This window comes from Streptomyces sp. NPDC058758, assembly GCF_042746075.1.
Taxonomy (GTDB): Bacteria; Actinomycetota; Actinomycetes; order Streptomycetales; family Streptomycetaceae; genus Streptomyces.
This window is the reverse complement of the sequence record NZ_JBHYPS010000034.1, coordinates 34,512-49,646: the sequence shown is the minus strand read 5'-3', so window position 1 is coordinate 49,646 and position 15,135 is coordinate 34,512. Positions and strand designations below refer to the sequence as shown.

The following is a 15,135-nucleotide window of genomic DNA, read 5'->3' as shown; positions in this document are numbered from 1 at the left end:
AATGTCTTACCCGTAGGGTCCGACACTCCATGCGGCGCACCCGGGTTCCCTCCGCTACCAGCGAACAGAGTTGCACCGTCGAATGCGCTCGTACGCCCCATTACCGGACACCTCGGGTCCCCGGACCGGAACGTTACGTCACCGGTCGCGCCGGGGCCGTAACCAACCCGGCCCCCGGGAAGTTCCCCGGGCATGGCCCTCACCGTCCCGCTTCCCCGCTCGCCGCTCGACGGCGACCGGGCGCTCTCGCTCTGGTACGAGCGGGAGCTCGGCTGGGCGACGGTGCCGGGCCCGCCGGTGCAGCTGGTGACGGGGCTCCGCTTCGACGTGCTGGAGCTTCCCGCGGCGGCCGGCCGGGGGGTGCTGCGCCGGGTCGGTGCGGCGACCGGGCCGGTGGCCCTGAGGGGGCGCCGGATGCGGCTCCTGGTGGCCGCGGGGAGCGCGGAGGAGCTTCCCGGCCTGCTGGAGTGGCTGGAGTGGGGCGGGATCTCACTGGATCTCGTGGCGCTGGGCGCCGACGGCCGGATGACCGCTCCCCCGCCTCCGGGGCGGGGCGGATCCGGCGCGCCGGGCGCCGACGTGTGGCTGCGGGCCCCCGAGCCGGGGCGCGAGGTGGAGTCCTCGCTGCCGGCTCCGCGGTCCGGGCCGTGGGGCCGTGCGGAGGCCCCGTGTCTGACGCGCCTGGTCGCCGCGGCCGCGGTGGAGTGCCACCGGCTGCGGCTGCTGGACGCCCGGGCCGGCCGGCCCGCGGCCCAGCGGGGGGCGCCTCAGCGGTTCGCGTCCTCGTAGGCCGCCTTGACGTGGGCGGGGACGCGGCCGCGGTCGTTGACCTCCATGCCGTTCTCCTTGGCCCAGGCGCGGATCTTCGCCGTGTCGGGGCTGCCGGAGGCGGCCACGCGGCCCTTTCCGCGGCCCGCGGTGGTGCGGCCGCCGGTGCGGCGCCCGCTCGTGGTGTACGGCTCGAGCAGGCCACGGAGCTTCTCCGCGTTGGCGGTGGTGAGGTCGATCTCGTAGGTCTTGCCGTCCAGCGCGAACGTCACGGTCTCGTCCGCCTCGACGCCGTCGAGGTCGTCGACAAGAAGGACCTGAACCTTCTGTGCCACCGGATTTCCTTTCATCGAAAATGCAGTACGCGGAAAGGAAACCGCTTTTCCCGGAAAAACACAAACCCCTGGGAGAGGTTCAGATCCCCGGGAACGCGGGAAACGTGCGCGATTCGGACATAGGGTTCCGCCGGGGTTCCTCCGGGGTTACGGTCAGAGGTGCAGAAGCATCCGGCTGTTGCCCAAGGTGTTCGGCTTCACTCGTTCGAGACCGAGGAACTCGGCGACGCCCTCGTCATAGGAACGCAGGAGCTCGGCGTAGACATCTCCGTCGACCGGGGTCTCGCCGATCTCGACGAAGCCGTGCTTCGCGAAGAACTCGACTTCGAAGGTGAGGCAGAAAACCCGGCGCACACCGAGCCAGCGCGCGGTCTGCAACAACTTGGTGAGCAGCTGATGCCCCACGCCGGCGCCCTTGAACTCGGGATCGACGGCGAGCGTGCGGACTTCCGCGAGGTCTTCCCACATGACGTGCAGGGCGCCGACTCCGACGACCTCGGCGTCCTCGTCGCGTTCCGCGACCCAGAACTCCTGGATGGCCTCGTAAAACGTCACCGTCGCCTTGTCGAGGAGGATGCCGCGGCGCGCGTAGGGATCGACCAGGCGTCGCACGGCGGCGACGTCGGAGGTGCGGGCACGGCGTACGGTGACGGCTTTCGACATGGGGGGACGGTACCGCTAGGAAGCCGCCGGTTCCCCGCCGCCCTCCTCCGGCGCGGGGGGAAGCGGGTTGTCCCGCTGGACGATCCGGATGGCGTCGTTCAGGGACTCGCGCTGTTCCGGGGACATCATCCCGAAGAAGGCGACCAGGGCCGCCGCGGGGTTGTCGCTCTGCGCCCAGGCGTCGTTCATCAGTGCGGCCGAGTAGGCGGCGCGGGTGGAGACCGCGGTATATCGATAGGCGCGGCCCTCGACTTCCCGGCGCACCCAGCCCTTCTGATGGAGATTGTCCAGGACGGTCATGACGGTGGTGTAGGCGATGGAGCGTTCCTGCTGGAGGTCTTCCAGGACTTCCCGGACGGTCACCGGGCGGTTCCATTGCCAGATGCGCGTCATGACGGCGTCTTCGAGTTCTCCCAAGGGACGGGGCACAGGCTCACCCTAGTGGGAGATACGGGCAATAACGCCTATTGACCGGATGAGCACGCCAGAACACGACAAAAGGGGCGCCGACCTCGGACGGTCGCGCGCCCCTCGGGGTCTCGGAGTTCCTACGAGCCGGAGCCCTGCCCGTCCGCCTGACGGGTGGCCTCCGCGCGGGCGAGCGCGGCGTCGACCACCGCGTCCTCCTTGGCCTTGTTCGGGCCGCCCTGGGTCTTGACGATCACGACGATGAGGGCGATGAAGAACGCAGCCATCACGACGGGGGGCAAAAGCGCGGATACGTAGTCCATGCCGACCAGGGTAGCTAGCCCGCGGCCCGTTCCTCGGGCGGGGGCGGGGGAACCGGGCGGCGGCGTGGCGGGAAGACCTCGGAGGGCTTGGGCACCGGCCGTTCGGACGGGGCGGGGGCCGGCGGCCTGGGCCGGGGCTCCTCCGCCGCGCGGCCGCCGGGCAGGGCGAGCAGCCGGGCCCGGGAGGCGGCGGCCGGGGCGGCGCCGGTGGCCTGGCAGACCCGCGCGAGGCGGGTCCGCACCGAGTGCTCGGCGAGGACCTGGCAGCGGTCGAGCAGCCGGGCGGCGGCGGGGTTGCCGCGCAGGGCGCGCAGGGCGGCGAGGTCGTCGGCCCCGGGGTCGTACCCGTCGGCCAGGGCGTCCTCCAGGAGGCCCAGGTAGCCGGGGAGCGAGCCGGGCAGGGTCTCGCGGTAGCGGACCAGGTCGGCGAGGAGGAAGGCGCGCAGCCGGCCCGCCTCGTGCACGGCCTCGTCCACGGATTCGGCCAGGCGGAGGGCGTCGCGGACGTACGTGTCCGGGAGGGGGGCGGGATGGAGGGCGTTGGCGAGGGCGCGTCGGAGCACACGCAGCTCGTCCGCGCTGAACGCCATGCCGCCGCGGGATCCGTAGGGCGTGGGCATGGGCCGACGATACGCGCTAATCGGACAAATTTCGCTTAGCGATCATCCGGCGCGTCGCCCCTCGAACCCCCTCCCACCTGCACGTTCCCACCCCCGCGCCCGACCCCCCGCCGCGACGACCACCACCCGCCCGGCACCCCGGGGCTGCGCGGGGCCCGCACACGGACGGACCACCCGCAGGGTCCGCACGCGGGCAGGACGCTTGCGGGGCCCGGGCGGGCGGGCGCCCGGGGGGCCGGGCGACCGCCGGGGGCCCGGGCGCGCGGTCACATGCGGGAGACGTTCCGTTCGTAGACCAGGCGGAGGCCGATCAGGGTCAGCCAGGGCTCGTGGCGGTCGATCTCGGCGGAGTCCCGCAGGACCATCGGCGCCAGGCCTCCGGTGGCGATCACCGTGACGGCCGAGGGGTCGCCCTTCGGGCCCACCAGCTCGCGCTTCATCCGGGCGACGACCCCGTCGACCTGGCCCGCGTAGCCGAAGACGATGCCGGACTGCATCGCCTCGACCGTGTTCTTCCCGATCACCCCGCGCGGCCGGACCAGCTCGATCTTGCGGAGCATCGCGCCCTTCACGCCGAGCGCCTCCACCGAGATCTCGATGCCCGGGGCGATCGCCCCGCCCGCGTACTCCCCGCGCGCGGTGACCGCGTCGTACGTGGTCGCCGTGCCGAAGTCGACCACGATCGCCGGGCCGCCGAAGAGCTCGACCGCCGCGACCGCGTTGATGATGCGGTCCGCGCCGACCTCCTTCGGGTTGTCGGTGAGGATCGGCACGCCCGTCTTCACGCCGGGCTCCACGAGGACCGCCGGCACGTCCCCGTAGTAGCGGCGGGTCACCTCGCGCAGCTCGTGCAGCACCGAGGGGACCGTCGCGCAGATCGCGATCCCCTCGATGCCGTCGCTCAGCTCGGCGCCGAGCAGCGGGTGCATGCCCATCAGGCCCTGGAGCAGGACCGCCATCTCGTCGGCGGTCCTGCTGGGATCCGTGGAGATCCGCCAGTGCTCGACGATCTCCTCGCCGTCGAAGAGCCCGAGGACCGTGTGCGTGTTGCCGACGTCGATGGTGAGCAGCATCAGCCGCGCACCTCGCGCAGGTCCAGGCCGACGTCGAGGATCGGGGAGGAGTGCGTGAGGCCGCCGACCGCGAGGTAGTCCACGCCGGTCGCCGCGTACGCCGCCGCGTTCTCCAGCGTCAGCCGGCCGGAGGACTCCAGGACGGCGCGGCCGGCGACCAGGGCCACCGCCTCCTCGGTCTCGTCCGGGGTGAAGTTGTCCAGCAGGATCAGGTCGGCGCCCGCGTCCAGGACCTCGCGGACCTGGTGCATGGTGTCGACCTCGACCTCGATCGGCACCTCGGGGAAGGCCTCCCGGACGGCCTTGAAGGCCTCGGCGACGCCACCGGCGGCCACCACGTGGTTGTCCTTCACCAGGGCCGCGTCCGCCAGCGACATCCGGTGGTTGACGCCGCCGCCGCAGCGGACCGCGTACTTCTCCAGGGCGCGCAGGCCCGGCGTCGTCTTGCGGGTGTCGCGGACCTTGGCCTTCGTGCCCTCCAGGGCGTCCGCCCACGCGCGCGTGGCGGTGGCGATGCCGGAGAGGCGGCACAGGATGTTCAGCGCGCTGCGCTCGCCGGTGAGCAGGTCGCGGGTGCGGGCGGTGACGCTGAGCAGCAGGTCGCCGGGCTCGACGCGCTCGCCGTCCTCGCGGTGCCGCTCGACCTCGAACTCCTCGGTGCAGACGATCGACAGGACCGCCTCCGCCACCCGCAGACCGGAGACCACACCGGCCTCCCGGGCCACGAAGTCGGCGGTCGCGACGGCGTCCTCGGGGACGGTCGCCACGGTCGTCACGTCCACGCCGCCGTCGAGGTCCTCGGCGATCGCCAGGTGGGCGATGTCCTCGACCTGGACGGGGTCGAGCCCGGCGTCGGCGAGCAGCTGGGCGAGCGCGGGGTCGAGCCCGCACTCGTACTCCTCGGCGTCGCCGCAGCCGCAGCCGTCGCCGCAGCCGCCGGACTCCTCGTACGAGCTGATCTGGATGAGAGGGACGTCCACGGGCTCGGGACGGGCTTCCTCGGGCGTGCTCACGGCTGCGGCTCCCTGGGGGCTTCGGGGGTTACGGGCGGAAAGTCCGCGGTCTCGGTGGTGCGCACCACCGGGCGGCGGTCGGGCGTGAGGCGGACGACCAGGTGGCGGCGCCACCGCTCGTCGTCCCGGTCCGGGCGGTCCTCGCGCCAGTGGCAGCCGCGGGTCTCCTCGCGGGCCAGGGCGGCCGCGGCCAGGACCCGGGCCACGCACAGCAGGTTGGTGGTCTCCCAGGACTCGACGCCCGGCTCGGCCGCCTTGTGCTCCTCCTCGGCGTCCTGCCGGAGCGCTTCGAGGGCGTCGGCGGCGGCCGTCAGGCTCGCGGCCGAGCGCAGCACGCCCGCGTCCCGGGTCATGATCCGCTGGATCTCCCGGCGGACCTCGGGCGCGAGCAGGGTCAGCACCTTCGGCTCGGCGGCCTCCTGGCGGGCTCCCTCGCGGTGCGGGCCGTGCTCCACGATGTCGGCGGCGATCCGCTCCGCGAAGACCAGGCCCTCCAGGAGCGAGTTCGAGGCGAGCCGGTTGGCGCCGTGCACGCCGGTGCAGGCGACCTCGCCGCAGGCGTACAGGCCGGGGACGGTGGTGCGGCCGCGCAGGTCGGTGCGGACGCCGCCGGAGGCGTAGTGCGCGGCCGGGGCGACCGGGATGGGGTCGGTGACCGGGTCGATGCCGTGCGCCCGGCAGGCGGCCAGGATCGTCGGGAAGCGGTGCTCCCACATCTCGGCGCCGAAGTGCCGGGCGTCCAGGTACATGTGCGCGGCGCCCTGCTCCTGCATGCGGCGGGTGATCGCCTTGGCGACGATGTCCCGGGGCGCCAGCTCGGCCAGCTCGTGCTGCCCGAGCATGAAGCGGACGCCGTCCGCGTCCACCAGGTGGGCGCCCTCGCCGCGGACCGCCTCGGAGACCAGCGGCTGCTGGCCCTCGGCGCCGGCGCCGAGGAAGAGCACGGTGGGGTGGAACTGCACGAACTCCAGGTCGGAGACCTCGGCGCCGGCCCGCAGGGCGAGGGCGACGCCGTCTCCGGTGGAGACGGACGGGTTGGTGGTGGCCGAGAAGACCTGGCCCATGCCGCCGGTGGCGAGGACCACGGCGGGGGCGCGGACGGCGCCGACGCCGTCGTGCTGGCCCTCGCCCATGACGTGCAGGGTGACGCCGGCCGTGCGGCCCCGCTCGTCCTTGAGGAGGTCGAGGACGAGCGCGTTCTCGACGGTGCGCACCCCCCGCTCGCGGATCGCCTCGACGAGGGCCCGGGAGATCTCCGCGCCGGTGGCGTCGCCGCCCGCGTGGGCGATCCGGCGGCGGTGGTGGCCGCCCTCGCGGGTGAGGGCGATCTCGCCGTCCTCGGTGCGGTCGAAGTCGGCGCCGGTGGCCATGAGCCGGCGGACGGCGTCGGGGCCCTCGGTGACGAGGAGGCGGACGGCCGGCTCGTCGCAGAGGCCGGCGCCGGCGACGAGGGTGTCGTCGAGGTGCTGGCCGGGGGTGTCGCCCTCGCCGAGCGCGGCGGCGATGCCGCCCTGGGCCCAGCGGGTGGAGCCCTCGTCCAGGCTGGCCTTGGTGACGACGACGGTGCGGAGCCCGGCGGCGGTGCAGCGCAGGGCGGCGGTCAGTCCGGCGACGCCGGAGCCGACCACGACCACGTCGGCGTCGATGGCCCAGCCGGGCGCGGGGGCGTGCAGCCGTATTCCGGTCACGAGGCGGCTCCCTGGGTCGCTCCGAAGGTCAGCGGGATGTTGTCGATCAGCCGGGTGGTGCCCACGCGCGCGGCGAGCGCGAGGATCGCCTCGCCGCGGTGGGCGTCCTCGACCTCGGTGAAGTCGGCCGGGTCGACCAGGGCCAGGTAGTCCAGGACCAGCGGCGGCTCGGCCTTCGCGGCCTCGTCCAGGACCGCACGGGCGGCCGCCCGCACGGCCTCGGCCCCGCCGCCCTCGGCGGCCTGCGCGACCGCGTGGGCGTCGGCGGCGGCGCGGGCCTCGCCCAGCCGGGAGAGCGCCTCGGCCCGGTTCCCGGACCGCCCCTGGGCCCCGGGCAGGGAGACGGCGCGGGCGTGCAGCGCCTCCTGCGCGGCGAGCCGCTCGCGGGCGGCGAACAGGGCCCGGGACAGGGCGAGGGCGGTGTCCCGCTCGGCGGCGGACAGGTAGCGGTTGCGGCTCGACAGGGCGAGGCCGTCGGCCTCGCGGACCGTGGGGACGCCGACGATCTCGACCGGGAAGTTCAGGTCCCGCGCCATGCGGCGGATGACGGCCAGCTGCTGGGCGTCCTTCTCGCCGAAGAAGGCCAGGTCGGGCTGGGTGAGGTGGAGCAGCTTGGCGACGACGGTGAGGACGCCGTCGAAGTGCCCGGGCCGGGAGGCGCCCTCCAGGCGGTCGCCCATGGGCCCGGCTGTGATCCGGACCTCCGGCCGGCCGCCGGGGTAGACCTCGTCGGCGGAGGGCGCGAAGACGGCGCTCGCACCGTTCGCGAAGGCCAGTTCCAGGTCGGCGTCCAGCGTGCGCGGGTAGCGGTCCAGGTCCTCGCCGGCGCCGAACTGGAGCGGGTTGACGAAGACGGTCACGACGACGAAGCCGTCGGCGCCGACCCGCTCGCGGGCGGCCCGGATCAGGGTGGCGTGGCCCTCGTGGAGGGCGCCCATGGTCATGACGACGGCGTTGTGCCCCGGCTCGCCGCCGAAGTGGGCCCGCGCGTACGCCAGGTCCTCGACCGTGGGCACCAGCTCCGCCGGCGCGTGGCGCCGCGGGCTCTTCCGGGGGGTCGGGCTCATCGGTCGTCTCCTCGCGGCCCGTCGGCGGGGCCGGTCGTGTCGGCGGGTCCGGTCGTGCCGGCCGCGGGGTCGGCGGCGAGGACGCCCAGCAGGTCCTGGGCCAGCTCCGGCTTGAGCAGCCCGTGGGCGAGCGCCCGGTCGGCGGTCGTCCTGGCCATGGCCAGGTAGCCGGCGACGGTGCCGGGCGCGTGCTTGCGGAGTTCGGCCACGTGGGCGGCGACCGTGCCCGCGTCGCCGCGCGCGACGGGGCCGGTCAGGGCCGCGTCGCCGGAGCGCAGCGCGTTGTCGAGCGCGGCGCCCAGGAGGGGGCCGAGCATCCGGTCGGGGGCGGCGACGCCGGCCGTGCGGAGCAGCTCCATCGACTGGGCCACCAGGGTGACCAGGTGGTTCGCGCCGAGGGCGAGGGCCGCGTGGTAGAGCGGCCTGGCCTCCTCGGCGATCCACTCGGGCTCCCCGCCCATCTCGATGACCAGCGCCTCGGCGGCGAGCCGCAGCTCCTCGGGCGCGGTCACCCCGAAGGAGCAGCCGGCCAGCCGCTGCACGTCGACGGCGGTGCCGGTGAAGGTCATCGCCGGGTGCAGGGCCAGCGGGAGCGCGCCCGCGCGGCGGGCCGGGTCCAGGACCCGGGCGCCGTACCGCCCCGAGGTGTGGACGATCAGCTGGCCGGGCCGGACGGCGCCGGTGCCGGCGAGTCCTTCGACGAGGCCCGGCAGGGCGTCGTCCGGGACGGTGAGCAGGACGAGGTCGGCGAGGGCGAGCACCCGGGCGGGCTCCACCACCGGGACGTCCGGCAGCAGTGCGGCGGCCCGGCGCCGGGAGGCGTCGGAGACCGCGGAGACGGCGACGGGGCGGTGTCCGGCGAGCCGGAGGGAGGCGGCGAGGGCGGGGCCGACGCGGCCTGCGCCGACGACTCCGACGGTGAGCCGGGCGGGCCGGTCCTCGGCCCTGGGCTCTGGCGCTGCGGGTGCGTTCACGGTGGGTACGGGCCTTCCGTTCCAGTCCTCGGCGGGTACCGGACGATTTCTCGTCATGCTACGCCAGCGTTTCGTCCCTCCCCCGGCCGCCCGAAAGTCGCGGGCGGAGGCGCGGGGGACGGTGTGATGATCAGCCCATGGATGCGGATGAACTGCCACCGGGGGCACCCGGCGAGGTGACCGGCGAAGAGCCCGGCGAGACGCCGGACGAAGCGGTCGACGAGGGCGCGGCGCGGCGCCACCGGGCCCAGGTCTGGGGCGGTGCCGCCCGGTCGCTGTGGCGCCCGTCCGTGGAGGGCACGGTCGGCGCCCGGCTGCGCGCGCTCGCCGACTGGACGGAGGGCGCGGGCTTCGCGGACGCCTCCCCGGACGTCTACGGCGACGGCCTGGTGGAGGTCCTGGAGGAGCGGATCGCCGCGGAGCTGGGCATGCCGGCCGCCGTCTTCTTCCCCACCGGCACCATGGCCCAGCAGGTGGCGCTGCGGTGCTGGGCGGGCCGCACCGGCAGCCCGGTCGTCGCCCTCCACCCGCTCGCCCACCCCGAGGTCCACGAGGACGGCGCCCTCGGGACCGTGTCGGGGCTGCGGACGGTCCACCCGACGGGAGCGCCCCGGCTGCCCTCGGCGGAGGAGGTCCGGGACCACCCGGAGCCCTTCGGGACGCTGATGCTGGAGCTGCCGCTGCGGGACGCGGGCTTCGTGCTGCCGACCTGGGAGGAGCTGACGGCGACCGTCGGGGCCGCCCGGGAGCGGGAGGCGGCGGTCCACTTCGACGGCGCCCGGCTGTGGGAGTGCCCGACGCACTTCGGCCGGCCGCTCGCCGAGATCGCCGGGCTCGCCGACAGCGTGTACGTCTCCTTCTACAAGTCCCTCGACGGGATCTCCGGGGCCGCGCTCGCCGGGCCGGAGGAGCTGGTGGCGGAGGCGCGGATCTGGCTGCACCGCTACGGCGGCCTGCTCTTCCAGCAGTACCCGGTCGCGCTCGCCGCCCTGCGCGGCCTGGACGCCGAACTGCCCCGGCTGCCGTCGTACGTGGCCCACGCGCGCGTGGTCGCGGGGGCGCTGCGCGAGGCGCTCGCCGGGAAGGACGGCCCGGGCTGGTTCCGGGTGAACCCGGAGGTGCCGCACACCCACCAGTTCCAGGTGTGGCTCCCGTACGAGCCGGACGTCCTCACGGCGGCGAGCCTGGCCCTGACGGAGCGGACCGGGACCTGTCTCTTCCGCCGCTGGTCCGCCCCGGGCGCCGGCGGCCCGCCGGGCGTCGCCGTCACCGAGGTGACGGTGACGGCGGCGGGCCTGGAGTGGACCGCCGAGGACGTCCGGACGGCCGTACGGGACTTCCTGGCGCTCGTCGACGGCTGAGGCGCGTCCCGGCGGCACGGGACGGGAGCCTCCCCGGCACGCGTCGACGGCCGGAGAGGCGCCCCGGGGCCGGGGCACGACCGCCTCCCCAGGCGGCCGGGGCCGGAGCACCCCCCTCCCAGGCGGCCGGGGGCGTGCCTTCTCCACGCGCCCCGACCACCGAGGGCCCTTCCCGGCGGCACGGGGCAGGGCTTTCCGGCCCGCATCGGCGGCCGAGGGGCCCCGGGGCCGGGGGAGCGGGCCGGGGGCCGGGGGCCGGGAGAAGCAGGCCGGGGGGCCGGGAGGAGCGGGGCCGGCCCGCGCTCTTCGGGCGGTCCCGCCCCCGTCAGGACGGCCGCGCCGGGCTCCCCGGCGTCCGGCGGGCGCCGAGGCGCGCCGCCAGGCGGGTCAGGGCCGCGCGGAGGCGGCCGGTGGCGGGGCGGCCGGCCACCACCCGCTCGAAGCGGCGGCGGTCGCGCACCTCCCGCAGCACGGCCGCGTCGTGGGTGCCGGGGGCGGGCGGCGCGGGCTCGCCCCGCCGGGCCGCCCGGTAGCTGTCGAAGAGGTGCTGCTGCAGCGCGTCCATGGGCTCACCCTGGGCCCGGCCCGGTCCGCCCCGCCCTCCGATTGACGGCCCTCGTCAATCGGAGCGACGGCCTCCCGGGGGCATCCCCCACCATGGGGGGCGTGAGCGTGACCATCGACATCACCGGAGTGCCGCCCGAGCGGATCGTCTTCAGCCCCTCGCCGCTGGCCGAACTCGGCAACGCCCTCCACGTCCTGGCCGAGCCGGGCCACCACCCCGGCCAGCACGCGTGGGCGACGGCGACGGCCACCGCGCTCGACCCCGGCCTCGCCGACCGGCTCCTGGAAGCCGACTTCATGTGGCGGTCGGCCCGCTCCGACTTCCTGCTGCCCGCGCGGCCCCGCGAGACCCTGGCCGAGGAGCTCGACGACCTCGACCGCATCGACGACGAGACCTTCGTCGGCGCCGCCCTGGAGATCTCCTGCAGCCCCGCCTACGCCCGGGGCGGCATCCCGTCGCCGCTGGTCGACGAGCGGTCCGCGCGGCGGGCCCTGGACCTGGCCGCCGCGCGCGGCCCGCTCCAGGCGGCGTTCGCGGAGCGGATGATCAGCGCGCCCACCGCCACGCGCGCGTGGCTCCGGCGCCTCCTGGAGGACTGCGACGCGGCCTTCTTCGCCGACACCTGGCGGCGGGTCCGGGTGCAGCTCGCCGCCGACGCCCGCCACAAGACGGAGCTGATGCGCCGCAAGGGGCTGGCCGACGCGCTCGCGGACGCCTCGCCGGCGATGCGGCTGGAGGAGGACGGCGAGGGCTCCCGGATCGTGGTCGACAAGCTGATGGAGGCCCGGACGGACGCCCGGGCCGGGGCGGTGACCCTGCTGCCGAGCGCCTTCGGCCGGCCGCACCTGATGGCCCTGTACTCGCCCGGCTGGCAGCCGGTCATCATGTACCCGGCGGCGAGCCGGGAGGTCGGCGGCCTGGAGTCCGTCGAGACCGTGCGGCTCCGGCTGGAGGCGCTCGCCCACCCGGTGCGGATGCGGATGTGCCGGAGCCTGGCGCGCGGCCCGTACTCGACGAGCGAGCTGGCCGACACGCACGGCATCACCGCCCCCGAGGTCTCCCGGCACCTGGCCGTGCTGCGCCGGGCCGGTCTGCTCACCACCCGCCGCCGGGGCCGCTACGTCCTGCACCAGCTCGACTTCTCCGTCGCCGCCCGCCTGGGCAGCGACTTCCTGGAGTCGGTGCTGCGCTGAGCGGCCGGGGCGGGGGCTCAGCCCTTGGCGCCGCCCGCGCGGACCAGGCCCGTCTCGTACGCGAGGACGACGACCTGGACGCGGTCGCGCAGGCCGAGCTTGGTGAGGATGCGGCCCACGTGGGTCTTGACCGTCGCCTCCGACAGGACGAGGCGGGCGGCGATCTCGCCGTTGGAGAGGCCCTGGGCGACCAGGAGCATCACCTCGCGCTCGCGCTCGGTCAGCTTCTCCACCTCGCGGTGCTCGGGCTCCCGCCCGGAGGACGGGAGCATCGGGGAGAAGCGGTCGAGGAGGCGGCGGGTGGTCGAGGGGGCGACCACGGCGTCTCCGCTGTGCACCGAGCGGATCGCGCCCAGCAGCTCGGCCGGCGGCACGTCCTTCAGCATGAAGCCGCTCGCGCCCGCCTTCAGACCGGAGAAGGCGTACTCGTCGAGGTCGAAGGTGGTCAGGATGAGCACCTTCGGGGCGTCGGGCGCCGCGCAGATCCGGCGGGTGGCCTCCACCCCGTCGAGGCGCGGCATCCGGACGTCCATGAGGACCACGTCGACGGCGGTGCCGCGCAGCACCTCCAGGGCCTCCGCCCCGTCGCCCGCCTCGGCCACGACCTCCATGTCCGGCTGGGCGGCGAGCACCATGCGGAAACCGGTGCGCAGGAGCACCTGGTCGTCGACGAGCATCACGCGGATGGACATGGGGTTCCTTCGGTGGGTGGGGACGGGGCTCGGGCTTTCAGTGTGCGGGCTTGAGCGGCAGCAGGGCGCTGATCCGGAAGCCCCCGCCGGGGCGCGGGCCCGCGTCCAGGGTGCCGCCGACCATGCCGACCCGCTCCCGCATGCCGATGAGGCCGTGGCCGCGGCCGTCGGCGCCGCCGTCCTCGTACATCTCCTGGGGCGCGCCGCGGCCGTCGTCCTCGACGAGCAGGCCGAGGCCGTCGTCGAAGTAGACGAGGCGGACGCTGGCGCCGGCGTCGGGGCCGCCGTGCTTGCGGGTGTTCGTGAGGGCTTCCTGGACGATCCGGTAGGCGGTCAGGCCGACGCCGGTGGGCAGCGCGCGCGGGGTGCCCTCGACGGCGAGGTCGACGGTGAGCCCGGCGCCCCTGACCTGTTCGACGAGCTCCTCGATCTGCTCCACGTCGGGCTGCGGCACGTACTCCCCCGCCTCCTGGTGCTCGCCGGTGCGCAGGATGCCGAGCAGCCGGCGCATCTCGGCGAGCGCCTGCCGGCCGGTGGTGGAGATGGTCTCCAGGGCCTGCTTGGCGGTCTCCGGGGAGGCGTCCATGACGTAGGCGGCGCCGTCGGCCTGCACGACCATCACGGAGACGTTGTGCGCGACGACGTCGTGGAGCTCGCGGGCGATCCGGGCCCGCTCGGCGGCCACCGCGACCTTGGCCTGCGCCTCCCGCTCCCGCTCCAGGCGGGCGGCCTTCTCCTCCAGCTGGGCGAAGTAGGCGCGGCGGGTGCGCAGCGAGTCGCCGAGCACCCAGGCCAGCGCGAACGGCACGGCCATGATCACCGTGAAGAAGACCCGGGCGGGCACCGAGACGGTCTCCTCCAGCGGCCATCTCAGCTGGGAGAGCGGGGCAGCGCAGAGCCCGCCGACGAGGGCGAGCCGGGAGGCCCAGCGGGGGCCGTCGTGGGCGGCGACGGTGAAGACGATGACCAGCATGGCGAAGTCCGCCATGAAGGTCTCGATGTCGAGGACCAGCTGGACGACGCCGAGGGCGACGGCCAGGACCAGCATCTTCTCCGGGGCCTTCCGCCGCAGGGCGACGACCACGGAGAAGAGCGTGGCGACCGCCCCGTAGCCGACGGCGGGGTCGAGGGCCGGCATCGACCCGATCCACAGCGCGGAGAACCCGAGGAGGACGACGGCCCAGAAGACGTCGACGCCCGTCGGGTGTCCGCGGAGGAAGTCGTAGAGGCGCTGCACGTAACCCAGAGTAGGGAAAGGGCGGGAGCCGGGGATCAACCGAGCGGTCGATCCTTGCGGCGGGACCCGTACGCCCCGGGGTGGAGACTGGGGCGCGTGACGGATGACGTGACGGACGGGACGGGACGGGAGCCGGAGGGCGCGGCGCGGTGGCGGGGCTGGAAGGAGGCCACGGAGCGGGCGCTGTACGGCCCCGGGGGCTTCTTCCTGCGCCCCGAGGGCCCGGCCGGCCACTTCCGGACCTCGGTGCACGCCTCGCCGCTCTTCGCGGCGGCGGTGGCCCGGCTGCTGGTGGAGACGGCCGGTGAGCTGGACGTCGACGAGGTCGCGCTGGTGGACGTGGGCGCGGGCCGGGGCGAGCTGACGGCCGGGGTGCTCGCGGCGGTCCCTGCGGGGCTGCGGGTGCGGGCGTACGCGGTGGAGCGGGCCGCCCGGCCGGACGGGCTGGACGCGCGCGTGGAGTGGACCGGCCGGCCGCCGGAGGGGGTGCGGGGCCTGCTCTTCGCGAACGAGTGGCTGGACAACGTGCCGGTGGACGTCGCCGAGGCGGACGAGGACGGCACGGTCCGGTACGTGGAGGTCCGCGCCGACGGCACGGAGCGGCTGGGCGCCCCGGTCACGGGCCCGGACGCGGAGTGGCTGGCCCGCTGGTGGCCGCTGTCCGGGCCGGGCGAGCGGGCCGAGATCGGCCGGCCGCGGGACGAGGCGTGGGCGGCGGCGGTCGGCTCGCTGGCGGCGGGGCGGGCGGTGGCCGTGGACTACGGGCACCTGCGGGACTCCCGGCCGCCCTTCGGCACCCTGACCGGCTTCCGGGCGGGCCGCGAGGTAGCCCCGGTGCCGGACGGCTCCGGGGACCTGACCTCCCACGTGGCCCTGGACTCCTGTGCGGCGGCGGTCCGCGCGGGCGGGCCCGCGGAGCTGACGACCCAGCGGGAGGCGCTGCGCCGGCTCGGGGTGTCGGGCGCCCGGCCGCCGCTGGCGCTCGCCTCGACGGATCCGGCGGCGTACGTACGGGCGCTGGCCGCCGCGGGGGAGGCGGCCGAGCTGACCGCGCGCGGCGGCCTGGGCGACTTCCTGTGGCTGAGCCAGCGGGTGTGACCCCGGGGCCGGGTTCTCCACGGGCCGGGGGCTCGCCCGTGGGCGGGGCGCCCGGCG

The 15,135-nt window shown here is 75.6% G+C and carries 17 protein-coding genes; 4 read left to right on the top strand and 13 right to left on the bottom strand.

The features are described from left to right. Positions 1 to 192: 192 nt before the first annotated feature. Positions 193 to 789: an SCO3374 family protein gene (locus ACFW6A_RS30330; RefSeq protein ID WP_351851652.1), complete on the top strand. Its 597-nt coding sequence runs from the start codon at positions 193 to 195 to the stop codon at positions 787 to 789. Here ACFW6A_RS30330 and ACFW6A_RS30325 read toward each other — a convergent pair. The 10 genes from ACFW6A_RS30325 to ACFW6A_RS30280 all read right to left on the bottom strand — a co-directional run bounded on the left by ACFW6A_RS30325 (position 768) and on the right by ACFW6A_RS30280 (position 8,932). Continuing rightward, the gene (locus tag ACFW6A_RS30325) at positions 768 to 1,103 is read right to left on the bottom strand and encodes an Lsr2 family protein (RefSeq protein WP_200429334.1); all 336 of its coding nucleotides are present in this window, start codon (positions 1,101 to 1,103) and stop codon (positions 768 to 770) included. The genes ACFW6A_RS30330 and ACFW6A_RS30325 overlap by 22 nt on opposite strands. A 153-nt stretch (positions 1,104 to 1,256) precedes the next feature. Beyond that, complete coding sequence (locus tag ACFW6A_RS30320; RefSeq protein ID WP_150229043.1) at positions 1,257 to 1,766, bottom strand: amino-acid N-acetyltransferase; 510 nt, start codon at positions 1,764 to 1,766, stop codon at positions 1,257 to 1,259. 15 nt (positions 1,767 to 1,781) lie between these two features. After that, the gene (locus tag ACFW6A_RS30315) at positions 1,782 to 2,195 is read right to left on the bottom strand and encodes a BlaI/MecI/CopY family transcriptional regulator (protein WP_351851655.1); all 414 of its coding nucleotides are present in this window, start codon (positions 2,193 to 2,195) and stop codon (positions 1,782 to 1,784) included. 119 nt (positions 2,196 to 2,314) lie between these two features. After that, positions 2,315 to 2,497 carry a hypothetical protein gene (locus tag ACFW6A_RS30310; RefSeq protein ID WP_351851658.1) on the bottom strand — a complete coding sequence of 61 codons (183 nt, stop codon included), beginning with the start codon at positions 2,495 to 2,497 and terminating at the stop codon, positions 2,315 to 2,317. A gap of 14 nt (positions 2,498 to 2,511) precedes the next feature. Next, entirely contained in the window at positions 2,512 to 3,087 is a 576-nt protein-coding gene (locus tag ACFW6A_RS30305; RefSeq protein WP_351851692.1) for a hypothetical protein, read from the bottom strand. Between the two features lie 296 nt (positions 3,088 to 3,383). Further along, complete coding sequence (locus ACFW6A_RS30300; RefSeq protein WP_351851661.1) at positions 3,384 to 4,190, bottom strand: type III pantothenate kinase; 807 nt, start codon at positions 4,188 to 4,190, stop codon at positions 3,384 to 3,386. Further along, on the bottom strand, positions 4,190 to 5,203 hold the full coding sequence (nadC, locus tag ACFW6A_RS30295; RefSeq protein WP_351851664.1) for a carboxylating nicotinate-nucleotide diphosphorylase: 1,014 nt from the start codon (positions 5,201 to 5,203) through the stop codon (positions 4,190 to 4,192). The genes ACFW6A_RS30300 and nadC overlap by 1 nt, the downstream gene beginning before the upstream one ends. Beyond that, positions 5,200 to 6,891: an L-aspartate oxidase gene (locus ACFW6A_RS30290; protein ID WP_351851667.1), complete on the bottom strand. Its 1,692-nt coding sequence runs from the start codon at positions 6,889 to 6,891 to the stop codon at positions 5,200 to 5,202. Before ACFW6A_RS30290 ends, nadC begins: the two co-directional genes overlap by 4 nt. Then, positions 6,888 to 7,958, bottom strand: a complete 1,071-nt coding sequence (gene panC / locus ACFW6A_RS30285) for a pantoate--beta-alanine ligase (RefSeq protein ID WP_351851669.1) — start codon at positions 7,956 to 7,958, stop codon at positions 6,888 to 6,890. The genes ACFW6A_RS30290 and panC overlap by 4 nt, the downstream gene beginning before the upstream one ends. Further along, positions 7,955 to 8,932 carry a DUF2520 domain-containing protein gene (locus ACFW6A_RS30280; RefSeq protein ID WP_351851671.1) on the bottom strand — a complete coding sequence of 326 codons (978 nt, stop codon included), beginning with the start codon at positions 8,930 to 8,932 and terminating at the stop codon, positions 7,955 to 7,957. The genes panC and ACFW6A_RS30280 overlap by 4 nt, the downstream gene beginning before the upstream one ends. A 137-nt stretch (positions 8,933 to 9,069) precedes the next feature. Here ACFW6A_RS30280 and ACFW6A_RS30275 point away from each other — a divergent pair, with 137 nt between their 5' ends. Further along, positions 9,070 to 10,293: a threonine aldolase family protein gene (locus ACFW6A_RS30275; RefSeq protein WP_386644365.1), complete on the top strand. Its 1,224-nt coding sequence runs from the start codon at positions 9,070 to 9,072 to the stop codon at positions 10,291 to 10,293. A gap of 325 nt (positions 10,294 to 10,618) precedes the next feature. Here the strand turns inward: ACFW6A_RS30275 and ACFW6A_RS30270 are convergent, their stop codons facing one another. After that, on the bottom strand, positions 10,619 to 10,858 hold the full coding sequence (locus tag ACFW6A_RS30270) for a hypothetical protein (protein ID WP_351851676.1): 240 nt from the start codon (positions 10,856 to 10,858) through the stop codon (positions 10,619 to 10,621). Between the two features lie 92 nt (positions 10,859 to 10,950). On the opposite strand from ACFW6A_RS30270, the gene ACFW6A_RS30265 reads away from it, so the two are divergent. After that, a complete protein-coding gene (locus tag ACFW6A_RS30265; RefSeq protein WP_351851678.1) occupies positions 10,951 to 12,051 on the top strand; it encodes a DUF5937 family protein in 1,101 nt (366 codons plus the stop codon). Positions 12,052 to 12,068: 17 nt separating this feature from the next. Here the strand turns inward: ACFW6A_RS30265 and ACFW6A_RS30260 are convergent, their stop codons facing one another. Both ACFW6A_RS30260 and ACFW6A_RS30255 read right to left on the bottom strand, forming a co-directional pair. Then, positions 12,069 to 12,743 (bottom strand): response regulator, encoded by a 675-nt coding sequence (locus ACFW6A_RS30260; protein ID WP_386644361.1) that lies wholly within the window; start codon positions 12,741 to 12,743, stop codon positions 12,069 to 12,071. A gap of 37 nt (positions 12,744 to 12,780) precedes the next feature. Further along, positions 12,781 to 13,980, bottom strand: a complete 1,200-nt coding sequence (locus tag ACFW6A_RS30255) for a sensor histidine kinase (RefSeq protein WP_351851683.1) — start codon at positions 13,978 to 13,980, stop codon at positions 12,781 to 12,783. Between the two features lie 96 nt (positions 13,981 to 14,076). Between ACFW6A_RS30255 and ACFW6A_RS30250 the strand changes: the two genes are divergently transcribed. Continuing rightward, positions 14,077 to 15,078: an SAM-dependent methyltransferase gene (locus tag ACFW6A_RS30250; protein ID WP_386477298.1), complete on the top strand. Its 1,002-nt coding sequence runs from the start codon at positions 14,077 to 14,079 to the stop codon at positions 15,076 to 15,078. Positions 15,079 to 15,135 lie beyond the last annotated feature (57 nt).

Bases quoted from the DNA above. Each gene is read 5' to 3' on its own strand.
- ACFW6A_RS30270 (WP_351851676.1), bottom strand. From the start codon at position 10,858: ATGGACGCGCTGCAGCAGCACCTCTTCGACAGCTACCGGGCGGCCCGG.
- ACFW6A_RS30260 (WP_386644361.1), bottom strand. From the start codon at position 12,743: ATGTCCATCCGCGTGATGCTCGTCGACGACCAGGTGCTCCTGCGCACC.
- ACFW6A_RS30310 (WP_351851658.1), bottom strand. From the start codon at position 2,497: ATGGACTACGTATCCGCGCTTTTGCCCCCCGTCGTGATGGCTGCGTTC.
- ACFW6A_RS30330 (WP_351851652.1), top strand. From the start codon at position 193: ATGGCCCTCACCGTCCCGCTTCCCCGCTCGCCGCTCGACGGCGACCGG.
- ACFW6A_RS30305 (WP_351851692.1), bottom strand. From the start codon at position 3,087: ATGGCGTTCAGCGCGGACGAGCTGCGTGTGCTCCGACGCGCCCTCGCC.
- panC (WP_351851669.1), bottom strand. From the start codon at position 7,958: ATGAGCCCGACCCCCCGGAAGAGCCCGCGGCGCCACGCGCCGGCGGAG.
- ACFW6A_RS30265 (WP_351851678.1), top strand. From the start codon at position 10,951: ATGGGGGGCGTGAGCGTGACCATCGACATCACCGGAGTGCCGCCCGAG.
- ACFW6A_RS30275 (WP_386644365.1), top strand. From the start codon at position 9,070: ATGGATGCGGATGAACTGCCACCGGGGGCACCCGGCGAGGTGACCGGC.
- ACFW6A_RS30320 (WP_150229043.1), bottom strand. From the start codon at position 1,766: ATGTCGAAAGCCGTCACCGTACGCCGTGCCCGCACCTCCGACGTCGCC.
- ACFW6A_RS30300 (WP_351851661.1), bottom strand. From the start codon at position 4,190: ATGCTGCTCACCATCGACGTCGGCAACACGCACACGGTCCTCGGGCTC.